At 45.1% G+C, this 14,337-nt stretch carries 17 protein-coding genes; 6 read left to right on the plus strand and 11 right to left on the minus strand.

What is annotated here, in order from left to right; all coding sequences use genetic code 11:
* Positions 1-41 precede the first annotated feature (41 nt).
* Positions 42-1,544 (minus strand): L-fucose/L-arabinose isomerase family protein, encoded by a 1,503-nt coding sequence (locus AC6ESP_RS27935; RefSeq protein WP_497100038.1) that lies wholly within the window; start codon positions 1,542-1,544, stop codon positions 42-44.
* 50 nt (positions 1,545-1,594) lie between these two features.
* On the opposite strand from AC6ESP_RS27935, the gene AC6ESP_RS27940 reads away from it, so the two are divergent.
* Both AC6ESP_RS27940 and AC6ESP_RS27945 read left to right on the plus strand, forming a co-directional pair.
* The gene (locus tag AC6ESP_RS27940; RefSeq protein ID WP_497100039.1) at positions 1,595-1,807 is read left to right on the plus strand and encodes a helix-turn-helix transcriptional regulator; all 213 of its coding nucleotides are present in this window, start codon (positions 1,595-1,597) and stop codon (positions 1,805-1,807) included.
* A gap of 30 nt (positions 1,808-1,837) precedes the next feature.
* Complete coding sequence (locus AC6ESP_RS27945) at positions 1,838-2,665, plus strand: sugar phosphate isomerase/epimerase family protein (RefSeq protein ID WP_497100040.1); 828 nt, start codon at positions 1,838-1,840, stop codon at positions 2,663-2,665.
* 20 nt (positions 2,666-2,685) lie between these two features.
* Here AC6ESP_RS27945 and AC6ESP_RS27950 read toward each other — a convergent pair whose 3' ends face one another.
* From AC6ESP_RS27950 to AC6ESP_RS27995, 10 genes are all read right to left on the minus strand, one after another.
* Entirely contained in the window at positions 2,686-3,132 is a 447-nt protein-coding gene (locus AC6ESP_RS27950) for a DUF4362 domain-containing protein (RefSeq protein WP_497100041.1), read from the minus strand.
* Positions 3,133-3,145: 13 nt separating this feature from the next.
* Positions 3,146-3,874, minus strand: a complete 729-nt coding sequence (locus tag AC6ESP_RS27955; protein WP_497100042.1) for a metallophosphoesterase — start codon at positions 3,872-3,874, stop codon at positions 3,146-3,148.
* A 152-nt stretch (positions 3,875-4,026) separates the two neighbouring features.
* On the minus strand, positions 4,027-4,815 hold the full coding sequence (locus tag AC6ESP_RS27960) for an alpha/beta fold hydrolase (protein WP_497100043.1): 789 nt from the start codon (positions 4,813-4,815) through the stop codon (positions 4,027-4,029).
* A 123-nt stretch (positions 4,816-4,938) separates the two neighbouring features.
* The gene (locus AC6ESP_RS27965) at positions 4,939-6,222 is read right to left on the minus strand and encodes an AAA family ATPase (protein WP_497100044.1); all 1,284 of its coding nucleotides are present in this window, start codon (positions 6,220-6,222) and stop codon (positions 4,939-4,941) included.
* 108 nt (positions 6,223-6,330) lie between these two features.
* Positions 6,331-6,783: a hypothetical protein gene (locus tag AC6ESP_RS27970; protein ID WP_497100045.1), complete on the minus strand. Its 453-nt coding sequence runs from the start codon at positions 6,781-6,783 to the stop codon at positions 6,331-6,333.
* A 110-nt stretch (positions 6,784-6,893) separates the two neighbouring features.
* Complete coding sequence (locus AC6ESP_RS27975; RefSeq protein WP_497100046.1) at positions 6,894-7,469, minus strand: ribonuclease H-like YkuK family protein; 576 nt, start codon at positions 7,467-7,469, stop codon at positions 6,894-6,896.
* A gap of 303 nt (positions 7,470-7,772) precedes the next feature.
* Positions 7,773-8,603, minus strand: coding sequence for a sugar phosphate isomerase/epimerase family protein (locus AC6ESP_RS27980; RefSeq protein WP_497100077.1), 831 nt, complete (start codon positions 8,601-8,603; stop codon positions 7,773-7,775).
* Between the two features lie 162 nt (positions 8,604-8,765).
* The gene (locus tag AC6ESP_RS27985; RefSeq protein ID WP_497100048.1) at positions 8,766-9,185 is read right to left on the minus strand and encodes a hypothetical protein; all 420 of its coding nucleotides are present in this window, start codon (positions 9,183-9,185) and stop codon (positions 8,766-8,768) included.
* Positions 9,186-9,435: 250 nt separating this feature from the next.
* The gene (locus tag AC6ESP_RS27990; RefSeq protein ID WP_497100049.1) at positions 9,436-10,059 is read right to left on the minus strand and encodes a hypothetical protein; all 624 of its coding nucleotides are present in this window, start codon (positions 10,057-10,059) and stop codon (positions 9,436-9,438) included.
* Positions 10,060-10,104: 45 nt separating this feature from the next.
* Positions 10,105-10,593 (minus strand): hypothetical protein, encoded by a 489-nt coding sequence (locus AC6ESP_RS27995; RefSeq protein WP_497100050.1) that lies wholly within the window; start codon positions 10,591-10,593, stop codon positions 10,105-10,107.
* Positions 10,594-11,313: 720 nt separating this feature from the next.
* On the opposite strand from AC6ESP_RS27995, the gene brfA reads away from it, so the two are divergent.
* The 4 genes from brfA (at position 11,314) to AC6ESP_RS28015 (ending at position 14,322) form a co-directional block, all read left to right on the plus strand.
* Positions 11,314-11,523, plus strand: coding sequence for a ribosome rescue factor BrfA (brfA, locus tag AC6ESP_RS28000; RefSeq protein WP_497100051.1), 210 nt, complete (start codon positions 11,314-11,316; stop codon positions 11,521-11,523).
* A gap of 62 nt (positions 11,524-11,585) precedes the next feature.
* Positions 11,586-12,284, plus strand: coding sequence for a response regulator transcription factor (locus tag AC6ESP_RS28005; RefSeq protein ID WP_497100052.1), 699 nt, complete (start codon positions 11,586-11,588; stop codon positions 12,282-12,284).
* Complete coding sequence (locus AC6ESP_RS28010; protein WP_497100053.1) at positions 12,277-13,365, plus strand: sensor histidine kinase; 1,089 nt, start codon at positions 12,277-12,279, stop codon at positions 13,363-13,365. Before AC6ESP_RS28005 ends, AC6ESP_RS28010 begins: the two co-directional genes overlap by 8 nt.
* A 90-nt stretch (positions 13,366-13,455) precedes the next feature.
* The gene (locus tag AC6ESP_RS28015; protein ID WP_497100054.1) at positions 13,456-14,322 is read left to right on the plus strand and encodes a M15 family metallopeptidase; all 867 of its coding nucleotides are present in this window, start codon (positions 13,456-13,458) and stop codon (positions 14,320-14,322) included.
* The last annotated feature ends 15 nt before the right edge of the window (positions 14,323-14,337 follow it).

The following is a 14,337-nucleotide window of genomic DNA, read 5'->3' on the forward strand; positions in this document are numbered from 1 at the left end:
CCTACACGCCGAGCTTGCTTAACCGTTTTTTTTGCCGCAGCTTACAAGGTCACATGCTTCACTTGCAGCAGCTCTCCTACCTTCTGGAATAGAGAGGCGTTGCTTCCAATCGACATGGCGCAATGATGAGTGGGCGCCTCTGCGAACCAATCGCTCATATACTCATCCGGATGCTTATGGAACCTGACTGGCGTCTGCGTATTACCGATTTGCATGACCTTTCCATTCGTCGCTTCTCCCCTGCTCGAAATAAGCTTTAACCTGCCATCCCCTGTCTGTGTGACGTTCAGCGTCGTAATCGCTCCCGCCCTAACCTTGGCTTCAACGGATACTCCTGTCCCCTGCTTGCCATGGTACAGCCCCATACCGCGAAGAATAGGCTTACCTTCGGAAATAGCGATATGAAAGGGACCATCATGGCCAAGCAGTATAGTCTCATCGACATAATCAACGACGACGATCTCGCAGAAGCTGCCTCCAGTTCCTAATATATCGCAGATCTTCATACCGACAGCTGTCTTCAAGTCACCTTCACCCGCGCATGGAATGCCGCTGGCAGTCAACAAGGAATGGCCAACAATAAAGCCAGATTGAAGCCTCTCGTAGGATCCACCCGGCGCCCCATGATAATAGTAGGTTAGCGCATCAAGCTCATACTCCAGAACAAGCTTCTCCTGCGCAGCTGCTACCTTGCAGGACCATTCCAGTTGTTCTTCTGTTGGCTTCCTTGCAATAGGATCTGACGGAGAATCGCCACTGATCTGGAACATCGCATGTACTTCCTCCAGCTTCCTCTTCACATCCTGAGCCGTTACCTCTTGCAGCAGGCGATCCAGATCGCACATCTCCAACACTTCAATATGAATGCCAGTCTGCGCTTGCAGCATCGTAAAGTCGCTATACATATCCAGCATGCCGCTATACGTATTACCCAGAAAGCCGAAGCGGCTGTGACGAAGCGTACGAGGAACGGCTGCTACACGAGCCCACTCCTCTATCTCACGCCAAGCGCGGATTGCCTCTTTGCGCTCATGCGTCACTTCGTTCGTAAGCGAGATGGCTGGCGTATAATTCAGACCTAATAAACCATTAACGACGCGGAACAGAATGCCGGCACGATTGATGGCATTCGCGAATTCAGGTACGGGACAGGCACCGCAATGCGCAAGCCACTCACCTGTTGTCGAGGCATCATAATTCATTCGATCTGTAGGCTGCAAGTTCAAGAACACAACAGGCGCCTTATTGATCTGATGAACGGGCAGCACCGTCGAGCTGGTTGAATAAGTCGCCGCATGGCAGAAGACAAGGTCAACCTGATGGCCATTCAGCCATTCTCCAGCCCTTCTGCCCTCACCCTCGGTATCCACTAGACCATAATTGAATACCTCTCCCCAAGCTGTTAGACGCTGCTCAATGAATTCCCCGTACTCCGTCAGCCGCTCACGAAGACCAGGGAACTGCTCCCAGTAGGCTTGTAGTCCCACCGAATAAAGTCCAATTTTTGGCCTTTTGGCTTGTTTGAACGCTGCCTGCAAATTCATCTTTACCACCCCCGGCATCTATGAAATAATAACTTTATATTCCTATTGTAATGGCTTACATAGCGATAAACCGCCATACTGGATACTCGCCGCATGAATATCTAATTAACGTCCGCATGGCCCATGCTATCGAGCAGTTGAATTATACCAATGACACGGTGGCGGATATCGCCACGCAGATAGGCATCGACAATGTCAACCATTTCATCCATTTATTCAAGAATCGTACCGATACAACGCCGCTTGCCTATCGCAAGCAATAGCAAATGCCCTAATAAGGAGATGAAGAAAAGGTGAGTTATTTATCCATTAGCACTTGGAGTCTGCATCGCATACTGGGTCCACTTAGATGGACAGTGTGGGATGAGCAGGCGGGCTCGCTGGCAGTAGCCGAAGAGGAGCAGCCCGAGCTGCTAACGCTGCTGGAGCTGCCTGAACAAGCTAGCAGGCGAGGTTATAAAGCGATTGAAATTTGTCATTTTCATTTTCCGACAACAGAGGATGACTACTTGCTGAAGCTGCGCGCAGCTTGCTTAGATGCTGATGTGTCGCTGGATACGCTGCTGCTCGATTACGGGGATTTAACGACAGAGGATGAGCATAGAAGACAGGCCGAGCTAGCATTTATGAAGAGCTGGATTGACATAGCGTCCGCTGCAGGTGCCAAGCGAATACGGATTATCGCGGGAGAAGCACCTGCCAATGACATGGCAGCCATTAGACGCTCCGCAGCCTCTCTGACTGAGCTGTCCGCCTATGCCTCAACCAAGCAAGTGCGGATTGTCAGCGAGAACTTCCGATCACTAACGTCTACAGCCGATTCTTGCACAGCGCTGCTTCAACAAACGAATGGCTCAATTGGCTTCATCACCGATTTCGGCAACTTTACTGGAGCAAGGAAATACGAGGAATTAGCTGCTATTCTCCCACATAGCTCCTCCGTCCATGCGAAGGCTCATTACGATGGGAATGGCCTGCCGGATGAAGCCGAGCTTCGCTTATGCTTAGAGCTGCTGCCGCTGGAGCGGTATGATGGCGCCGTTGTCCTCATCTATGATGGGCCGGGCGAAATGTGGGAGGGATTGGAGCGGGTCAAAGCGATTGCGCAGGACTATCTATAAGCTAATAGGAGTACATCAAGCTAGAGATCCTCTTTCCAGAAGGTAAAGATCTTTAGCTTGAACTCTTTGTCTAACCCCCCACAATCACTTAAAGCAATATCGATCCTGTCCTCACCTTCTAACTCTTCAATGTTCAGGCAGGTGTAAGAAATGACCTTCGGATCACCTGCATAAATATCCATCGAGCTATCTTGAATCCAAGTTATCGTGCGTCTATCCGACCCCAGAATATGAAGGATAGGCCCACCCTCGAGCGTTCGCTCAACTAAAGTAATATTATCTCCCATTTGATCATCATAACGATTAATCATATGTCTCACCCTATTCAAATCACCTTGATCATGAAGGGTTAAAATGTGTGTATCGTGATATTTTGTCTTGAATTCCTTGTACGAATTATAAGTGACAATCAGAGCTACACTAAGGACAATAATGACCGCCCCCAGCACAATAACAAGCTTCTTCATTCTTCGCCTCCTGCTATGTATCCTGCCTGGCTTGTACAGAGAATGTTCTAAGCTTATTCCCTTCGGTAATTTCAAGTGCATTCAACTGCAGCCCGGCCGAGCAGCCGCCATCAATTCCGATCTTCCCGTTCCCGAACCAGACATCCGGCTTGCCATGCAAATCGATCGTTTTGGTATGACCGAATACGACCGTCTTGGCCGCCGCTGGCTTCACACTATGAAAAGGCTCCTTGATGTACAAGAAATCCCGCTTCGGCTGCTCCTTCCAGTTCTTATACCAAGGATTCAATCCCGCATGCACATATATAAAAAATTCATCTTCATAATAATAGGGCAGCTGCTCGAGGAAGGAGATATGCTGTGGATACTCCGTATTAACGGTTTCTCTCAAGGCCAGAAGCTGCTCATCATCAGAGCCCGCTGTGATCATTCCCTTTCTGTAGCTTCTTAACGTCTGTCTTCCACCGTGCTTGAAAAACTTTTGCTTCGCTTCTAGGCTCCTGTCTCGTATCACATCGACCAGCCGTTCATCATGATTGCCCAGAATGGCGATAGCAGCATCATTCTGCACCAAGCCTCTAACCAGCTCTACCACTTGCTGGCTGTCTGGCCCTTTATCGACAAAATCTCCTAATAAGATTAGTTGATCTGATGACGGATCGTATGTTACCAGCTCAAGAAGACGATTGAATGCATCATAACAACCATGTATATCACTAATGACCAATGTTCTGGCTTTCATAGCTCCACCACTCCCCTCATTCCTAACCTTTCCACGAGAAGCGCCCAAATTCCTTTTTTATACATCATCGAATGCTTACCAGGCCTTCCCCAATCAACAAAAAAAGACAGCTCTGCAAAATGCTCTGAACTGCCCTTACTACAACTCATATTCTATTGCTGAACGGTTGGCAGCCACTCTACAATAGCAGTAGAAACGTTGGCCAGCTGCTCCTCCGAGGTAATATCCGGGTCATTGTCGCCCTTCTGCTTGCCATATGTGCCGAATTGTCCGTGATTGCCGCCTTCAATGCTCACGTATTGCGTCGTGTCCGCAGGGAGGTTCTTCTTGCTCTCCTCCCACACGCTCCAATTCAGGACGGCATCCTTGGAGCCTGTAATTTGCAGCACATCAAGACCGGAATCCTTCAAGCTGCCCCCATCATCTGCATAGGCGCCAAGGAAGAACACGCCAGCAAGCTTGCTCGTATGCTCAGCCGCATATCTGGCAGCGAACGCCCCGCCAAGCGAATGTCCTCCGATGACATAGCTTTCCTCCGGGTGCTCTTCAATCAGCTTGTCGGCTCTATTCAACCCGAAGATTGCGAGATCGAATGGCATCTCAGCAATATAGACACGATGCCCCGCCTCTGCCAGCTTGCGCGCGAACGGCGCATAGCTCTCCGCATCGACTAATCCACCTGGATAGAAGATAACATTCGGCTGTATAGCAGCCTTATCGATCGGCTCGAAGCGTATGCTGTTCTTGCCTAATTTCACTTCAACCGCAGAATCACTCTGCATCGCCTGCTTCGCTTGATCAAGCGGCTCATATTTCATCGTCTGATAAGCAATCAATAAACCCAATACAAGCAATACAACAAGTGACGCTAATGAGATTAGGATCCATCTCCCAATTCTCCTCTTAGGCCTCGGACGCGATAAGCTTTGTCCTTGAGTCATCCCGTATTCCTCCTATGATCACAGCTATGTTTTCACATAAATAGTACCATAGTCTATTAGCCAAATGTTTCTTTTCACACATCTGACACACGCTGTGACAAGACGGTTACAAGAGCGGGAGGCCTATACGAAGCCAACCTGTTGCCGGCCAGCATCTGCCATCCAGACACCGCGCTTATCCTTGTTGAAGTCTGTCTTAAGCTCGCCTACTAATCGTTCCAGATCAACGACTTGCTCATAATGCTTCTGAAGTGCCGCTGAGACATACAGCTCATTCAACTGAGCGAATGAGAAGCCCTCTGTCTGACGGGCAGCGGCGGCTGCAAGCTGGTCTTCGTTGCCCTCGCCACCTAGACGATCCATTCCCTTGAGCTTCAGGTACGTTAGGCGGAGCGCTTCTTCTGGAAGCTGCATCTCATAGGCCCGGTCGAAGCGTCCCGCACGGTTCATGAGCGCCGGATCAATCTTCTCCGGATAGTTCGTTGTACCGATCAGGAATATGCCTTCACGTGACGTCGCTCCGTCCAGCGTATTCAGGAAGAACGAACGTGCCGAATCTGGCATAGAATCGATATCCTCAATGACTAGAATCATCGGAGCCATTTTGACCGCAGCCGTGAATACCTGCTTGATAGATTCGCTGGTCGTATACTCCGTAATTTGCCAGTAAGCTACCGGTGCCTCCACGCTGCTGGCAATCGATTTCACTAATGTTGTTTTACCATTGCCGGGCTTGCCATAGAGAAGAATCCCCCTCTTATAAGGGATATCATACGTATGGAAAAACTCACGATCCTTCGAGAAAAACTCATCGATCGAGCGGTAAATTTGCGTCTTCAATGCGTCGCTCATTACAACATCCTCGCGGAATACGGTACGTGTAATTTGTTCGCGGTTGCGATCGAAGCCTTCTCTCGTATCTGTGAATACGGTCACTCTGCGCTCACGAAGCTGCCGCTCCTGCAAATCCTCTAGGAAGCTGCGCAGCGCCTCATCATTTTCAGCAAATATGATGTCCTCCGTGCCCATCCCATACTGCCTGAATAATGGAATACGAGCGAAGGCCACGCGATACTCTGGATAATCGATCACGTTATTGCGAAGAGAAGAGTTAATCCGGTAGCCGACAGCTGATGCAGTATCCTCGAATCGGAACGAACGATCTTCTACAAGATCGTATATCGCTGCGACCTTTCTGACTCCGCCGAAGCCGCTGCGCAGATCATCGGATACCCAATCCCATACATCATCGCCATCCTCCTGCATATACAAGTGCATAGGTGAAGCATATAATTCCGTCAACAGCTCCTTCACACGTTGGACAGTTGCCGGGTAATCGAAATAAGAATCATTCACTTGGCGATCGGAAGAGTCGAAAATATAAGGCTGCAATTGTTGTATTTTCATAGTTTTACAAAAACTCCTTTGGTAAATACGTAGAAAGCTTGTCCGTAAATATACAAAAAACCGTAAGCCTTATGCCTACGGTTTGGTTGCTTATAAGATAATGCTATCTTACTTTTCATAGAGTTTGTTGTCAACAAGCAGCCTGTCCAGAAACGCCTCCGATACGATCGAGATGATAAAATAAAGCGGAAACCACAGGAATACCGGGATCCATTTCAATCGAAAGATCGGATTATCGAATGGGGGGCGCGCCTCTGTTGCAGTAGCTGCAATAAGAAGGACGGCGGCCATGCATCCAATTGCTGTGAATAACAGAAATGATAATACCCCGCTTCTTATGCGCCTGCGAATGAATGCGTACAATAAAGTAAGGATGAACATAGATAGTAAACTAAGCAGCAAGAACAGCATAACGAATAGTATTACCCATTCGCCTCTACCCAAATGGATCAGCATCGCATAAGGCTCAAGATAGATCTCAATTCGAACATATACGAACGCGATCACTAAGCTTGTAATTATGGATGTCCAGACAAAGCCCAGTATCATTCGTTTATCCATTCTATAACCTCCATTCACCCGAAAGACGTTTTTCCCAGGCAAAAGGTTGCAAAAAATCCCCTCCAGTATCCAGTGCAGAACTCAAGATTGCATGAATTCTTCTTCACTGTTTACCAGGAGGGGACGATACCAGGCTTTTTGGTATGCCTATTCGCATAGGAGGAGGCAATGACGGCATCAGGCTTCAGTCGAGCCTTCATCCCCATTGCTTCTACACGCAGACACATGTCTTCCACGAACGCAGCCGTCTTCGATACAGCCGGATCTGTACCGGCATCTACATCGATATAAGCTTCAAAGGTTGCGCCTTGATACACATAAGGAAGCACAATATTCTCCATCTGAGAACGGCGCTCCCCAATGAAATGCAAAGCTATTTCTTCGCTATAGGCTGTTTCCATCGACAGCTTTTCCTTGATCGATATAAATTCCCTTGGTATGATGACCTGCCTATAGCATGCCCAAGCCCCTTTGCCCATACGCTGAATCACGATCCCTGTAATAAAATTTGTAAACCCTGAGAACACCTGGCAGTCTGTCCCTATCATGAAGTTGTAGCTGCCACGAGGATCCTGGCTCATGAATCGGATAATGCGGTCATGCACCTGCTCCAAGCTTAACCTTCGTTCAGATACGTTATGAAATTCCATGACATGAATTAATTTCAGATCTTTGGTCTTCCTCATCATAGTCACCTCATACCTTCATCTATCTTCATGAAGCCCTAAGTCTGCTCGCCGACACTTCCAATAGTCCAATAGCCTGCAACCATCCATTTCAACATACAGATTCGTATGCGTGGGGAGTTGTATATTAGTATTAATATATTCAAAACATTGATAATTGAAACATGACACTAAGGCAATCCTATCTTAGATTAAGCAGCAGCTCTCCGCTGACATCACGACCCTTCTGTCTTCATTGGAAACTCCATATATTCTAACAAAAGCGGTACAATCCAATAATGGATTATACCGCTCCAATTGCAGCTAGCCCCCGAATTCTCTGCGGAAGCGCTCGATATAGATTTTGGATTGCGCCATCTGAGACTGCTGCGCTTCCTCCATAATAATGTGAACACCCGGCTTATACTGCTGCAGCAGCTTCATATAGAGCGAGTAATTCATCTCCCCGAAGCCCGCAGGAACCGTAATAACATCACCATTCTCTGTCTGTTTCCGATCCTTGGCATGAGCAGCTACAATGCGGTCTCCGAGCAGCTCGAAGGCTTCCTCAATGACTTCATCCTGCTGTGCGAAATTACCTGCATGCAGTAGATTGCCTGGATCGATTACAACACCAATCTGCGAGGATGGGATTTCCTTAAGCAGTCGGCTGAGGTCTTGTGCCGTTCCGATAAGATGGTCATTAGCTGCTTCAATCCCGACAATGACTCCCCACTTCTCCGCTTCTTCCACAAGCTCTTGAACAGTTGCCTTAAGAGTCGCCCAATCCTGCTCGGTATAGACCCCATCCTCATGACGCCCCGTCTCAAAGGCAACCATAGGTGCTCCCAGCAGTGGCGCATACCGAATCAGCTCCTTGAACCGTTCGATATTCTCACGCAGCTTGGCTGCATCCTTCTCGAAGAAATGCAGGTAACAGCCTAATACGGATATCATCACGCCATGTTTTTTCAGTTCATCATGAATAGACAATGCCAGACCAGGACTAAGCTTGCCTGCTTTATTGAAATCAACATCGCTCACGGCCTTCCATAGTGCGAGCTGAATGTGGCTGAATCCCGCAGAGCCTACTTGTGCGGCGAGCTCCCGATAGGGTAAGCTGCCGAATAAATGTGCTAATACACCTACAGTCATGATCATCAGTTCCTCTCTATCAAGGCTTAAATGGATAACTTGTTCTATTATAACCTAGTCTTGTTCACTAGAATGGCAAGAAAATGAAAAGAACGGATATTTGAACAAAATATCGGTTTTCCAAAGTACCCAACGCAAGATAGAGATCACGAGTGTTACATGCTATTTTTCAACCAATTCATCGAACAGTGCGTCTATATAATTATAATCAATCCTGCTAAATTCATCAGTGTAAAAGAAACCATTATACCGTATCTTTTTATCACTATTTACGATAATCTCTTTATACTTTTTTTCATCATTATCGTATATTGTTAATCTAAATTTGTACCCGGAGTAACCAAAACTAAGGTTGCCTTTCTTAAAGGTTATGTTATTGAGGTTAGATACAATATGCTCTAATTCTTCTGGTTTAGTTACAGTAATCAATTCACCTCTATTACCATCGAAAATTTCCAGCTTTGATACTTCTGAAGAATTAATGCTAATGATCTTCTGAGGAATATAGGTAGTAGCATATAAACCACCAAACAATATAACTGCAATTAGTATTAGTATTAAAATCTTCTTGTTATTATTCAAATAACTACCTCCATTTTTTTGTTTAATAATTTACGATTTGTTTTTATTAATTTTTTTTACTTTTCGCTATTAGATATTAATACCATTTTAATAAAAGTATACACTTAAAGCTAGCTAAGGTGAAAACTGCTTTTTACTAAGCTAATGAAGGTTAAGGGTATTAGGATCGGTGTAAATTCGTTTACTCCTCAAATAAAAAACGTTCCTGCTTTTAACAGAAACGCTTTAATATATTTAAGTTTTATTGTGACTAGAAAGTAGTTACACTTCCAAATTCATTCCACATAGCTTGCCAGTGAATATATCTTGTTGATGTAGACCAGTTGTCTTTTACCATTAGGAAATCTGCTACATCGTATTCTATATATCCAAAGACAGAAACTGTGTGATTAGAATAGTAGCCGCTAGCAAGGTTATAAAGTGCCGGTTTATTGTTATCAATCTCACTTGTAAATGTACCAAATGACCAAACATAGATATTGCTCGAATTTACGCTATAACCCCATGTACTAAAACTATCCTCAATAATGTCATCAATTACAGTTGGGTTTGTTCCATCGCTTGTTGTATAACCATGATTGGTTGCATGGACTAAAACGTCATCATAAATGTCGTCAATCGAGTTAGGGATGTTGGGTTTGCCATTATCATCATACCAATTTGCTGCTGTAGTGATTGCAACAACAACACAATCGTTACTGCCACCATAGTTAGCCATATTTAATCCTGTGTATCCAGAAAGGGAAGCCCCATCTTCATATGTATAACTCCCCCATCTGTCACTCATAAATGCAAATCGGTCAGAAATAGCATACCCTTCTAATTGTCCGTTGTAATCTGCTCCCATGTAACTATCTTTAATAAGCTGTTTCATGTTTTTATTTTTCTCTTTAATATCAATATTATTTTTTGTTTCTTGTTAGTTCTTTTTGATCTTTGTTAAGTCTTTTACTTCTTTATTATCCATATTGATATATTTTCCATCAACTGATACAAAATAATCCATCGGACCATTATAAATAAGTTTATCATTCGTATTCTTCTTGATTTTTTCTAGAAGTTCAGGTTGCACATTTTCTTCAAAGACTGGTTCAGCATCATAAGAGTACTCTTGAATCGGCATTTCATCTAATCTAGAAGAAATAGTAATGTATCCACTATATTCTCCTTTAGTTTGTAATTCAAATGTGTATCCCGTAACAAATCCGTCTAGATTATACAAAGTGTGAACTTCATCAACTCTTGTAGTTTTAGCCCAGTTGTTTTCCGCATTCATATTGTTTAATACAAATAGTAATGCGATGTCTGAAGCTTCTGCTTCAGAGAAGCATGTCACTTCTTCATTAGATATTTCTACTACAGGCTCTTGATTCTTAGCAAACGCAGATGACGAAAAACTCATTGTCATTGTTATTGCTAATGCTTGGCTAAGTAGTTTTTTTAATTTACTCTCTCCTTTAACTAAGTGTTACTCCAACTAGGAAAACTAGGATATCATCCATTATTGTAATTAAATCATCATGACAGACCTGTTTCCGTTTCTGTTGAACTTCACGCTTTACAATTTTTTAGTTAGTAACCTATTACGATAAAACACCATTGTTATCATACGTTCCTGTTCAGTTTATAGACATCAACTCCCATCTGCCAAAACGATATTTGGTATTTTAAAATGTTTTACATAAGGATACAAACGAAAAATATCCATCCTTACCCTTGACGCGGCCTCCATACGTTTTTAATAGGGTTAGAAGCAACTAAACGCGGTAAACGTGCGCTAAGAGGTATTAGGCACTTCTTATTCCTTTATGTGGAAATATTGGAATTTTACTTCCAGAACCACTTTAGCATTTATTTATCACTAATCCAACCTATTCGACAAAAGAAGTGGTAATTCGATTCTTAATTTAAAAATACAGGAAAATTTCTCCTAATGAGATCGGGGGCTTATTTTGTTGTTCACGGCCATCAAGTCGTTTACATACCCCAATCGCATATTTGGCACGCTCCGGATTTCGAAAAAAAATGAGAGTCGGAGGGCTTATTTTCTTAAAACAGTCTCTTTCCCTACAGCTGCATTCGTCATATAATGAACAAGATGAACGATTACAAGGAGGCATTACCCAAAATGTCAATAAGCAAAGCGAAGAAAGCAAGGCAGAAGCTCGCTCGCCAAGGACAACTTAATCCGGAGCTGCTCAGAGGCAGTTGGCAAGGAGTGAATCCGAACACAAGAACGACCCCGGCACTGCAGGACAAATTAAACAAACAGCATAGCAAGCACAAAAGGAATCACGCCCAATACAGCGATGATTCCTTTTATTATTATACGGGATAGAGCCATTATTGGCTTTTTTGCCCCGTTCAACGGATAATAGGGAAAGTTAGGAGTGAATCAGAATGAGACGTGTAACCATTCTAATAGCAGATGACGAGGCGGAGATTGCCGATCTCATTGCTTTGCATTTGCAAAAAGAAGGCTATCATACGATTAAAGCCTCCGACGGCCTAGAAGCCCTACAAGCGATCCAATACCAATCCGTGGATCTGGCTATTCTAGATATTATGATGCCTAAGATGGATGGCTACGAGGTGACACGGCAGATTAGGGAGCAGCATCATATGCCGATTATTTTCCTCAGTGCCAAGACTTCCGACTTTGATAAAATAACAGGCCTTGTAATGGGTGCTGATGATTATATGACCAAGCCTTTCAACCCAATGGAGCTAGTTGCCAGAGTGAATGCTCAGCTGCGCCGGTCTACACAATTCAACTCAACCCAAGCGGCTAATCAATCCGTTCTTCAAGTCGGTGGACTCGTCATTTCTCCCGATCAGCGGACCGTTACTCTGTATGAGGAGAATATCGAGCTAACGCCCAAGGAATTTGATATTTTATATCTGCTTGCCAGCCATTCCAAGAAAGTGTTCAGTGCAGAGCATATTTTCCAGCAGGTATGGGGTGACGCTTATTATGAGAGTGGCAACAACACCGTAATGGTGCATATCCGAACCCTGCGCAAGAAGCTTGGAGAAGATAAGAATAATCATAAATTAATCAAAACCATTTGGGGGGTCGGTTATATCTTCAATGGATAAAATAAGAAAAAGCTTCCGAACGACAATGATCAAAATATTAGGACTCAGCATGCTGATCTCCGGCACGATTACCTATTTGATCTACAGAGCTCTCCAATCTTATTATGTGAGCGTTCGAGCCGAGGATCCGCTCGCCAAGCTCCGGCGGTTCATGTACGATATTGGTGATATCTATTTCTTCGTGCTTATTTTCATCCCGCTCTCCATCTTATTTTTCTTCTTGCTGACCAACCGCTATTCGACTTATTTCAAAGAGATCTCCAGCGGCATTAATCATCTCGCCAATGGCAACTTCAAGCATCAGGTGAAGATTTCCTCCAATGATGAGTTCAGGACAATTGCCGATGACATTAATCTGGCAAGCGAGAAGCTGCAGGAAGCCGTGGAGAGAGGAGATTTTGCCGAGAGCAGCAAGGATCAGCTAGTCGTCAATCTCGCGCATGATTTGCGTACGCCCCTCACCTCCGTTCTCGGATATTTGGATTGGATATTGAAGGGCAATGACTTAACGCAGGAGCAAATTCGCCATTACACCACCATTGCCTATACCAAGTCCCAGCGGTTAGAGAAATTAATCGATGGACTGTTCGAGATCACAAGAATGAACTATGGCATGCTTCCTATTGAGAAGCAGACGCTTGATATAAGCGAACTGCTCGCCCAGTTGAATGAGGAGCTGTACCCCGTGTATGAGAACAACGAAGTGGTCGCCAGATGCACCATTACACCTAACCTCATGCTTCAAGGGGATGGGGAGCTGCTCGCCCGCGTATTCGAGAACCTTCTAACCAATGCTGTTCGTTATGGAAAAGAAGGTCAATTCGTCGATATCGGCTGTCATTCGGATGGTGGACAAGTTGTCATTCAAGTGACCAATTACGGAGGGCATATCGCCCCAGAGGAATTGCCGCATATTTTCGATATGTATTACACCAATGATCAATCGCGCAGTCAGCAAGAAGGTGGGACAGGACTCGGCCTCTTTATCGCGAAAAATATTGTGGAGCAGCATCAAGGTACGATCACCGTGGATAGCAATGTGGTTCGAACCATCTTCGAGGTAAGACTGCCTGCTTCGTAATCTCTTTAAGAAAAACTTTAGAAATGCCCAACTTTTATTTAAACAGTATTCTCTATCCTTATGGCATAAGGAATGTAGGAGGATATTGTGATGAAGAAGTTGGGCTTTTTGGTGTTCAGTATTGTATTCGTATGGGCAGCCGCCGTCAAAATACAGCCTTACCTGCTGCCAAGCTATAACGTAGCTCTCCCTGCTGGCATAGAATCCGGGAGCGGCAAGGTTAAGCCAAACCATACCGTTCCACTTTCACGAGATCAGGTATTCAAAGGGAATCTCTTGCTCGTTAACAACCAGCATCCTATGCAAGAAGCAGGCATTAAACCAGATATCGTCCGCTTGGCTGAGCATCAAGAGCTGGTTAGAGGGTACAGCTTGCTAGACAACGATATCCAATTATCCGAGAGCGTAGCGCTTAAGTTTGTCGAGATGATTAAGGCAGCTAAGAAGGACGGAGTCGAGCAATTCATCATCAACAGCGGCTATCGGAATTTTGCGGAGCAGGAGCAGCTTTACCTGGACAAAGGCTCCGATTATGCTCTGCCAGCAGGTCACAGCGAGCATAATCTTGGCCTCTCCCTCGACATCGGCTCCATGCAGATGGACATGAATAATGCGGACGAAGGGAAATGGCTGAGCAAGCATGCATGGAAGCATGGCTTCATTCTCCGATACCCCAAAGACAAAACAGCGATTACAGGCATTCAGTACGAGCCCTGGCATTTCAGGTACGTAGGTCTGCCCCATAGCGCCATCATGCAGCAGAACAATTTTACATTGGAGGAATATATGAATTACTTGAGGGAGCAGCAAAGCGTGTCTACTAAGGTTGGAGCCAGCCACTATGAGGTTCTTTATTATCCGGTTACCGAGGATACAACCATTACCCTGCCGGTCAACCGTCACTACGAGCTCTCAGGCAATAACACGGACGGGGTTATACTTACCCTGTACAAGTAAGGAAAGAGGCGGATA

The sequence above is a fragment of the Paenibacillus xinjiangensis genome (assembly GCF_059686975.1).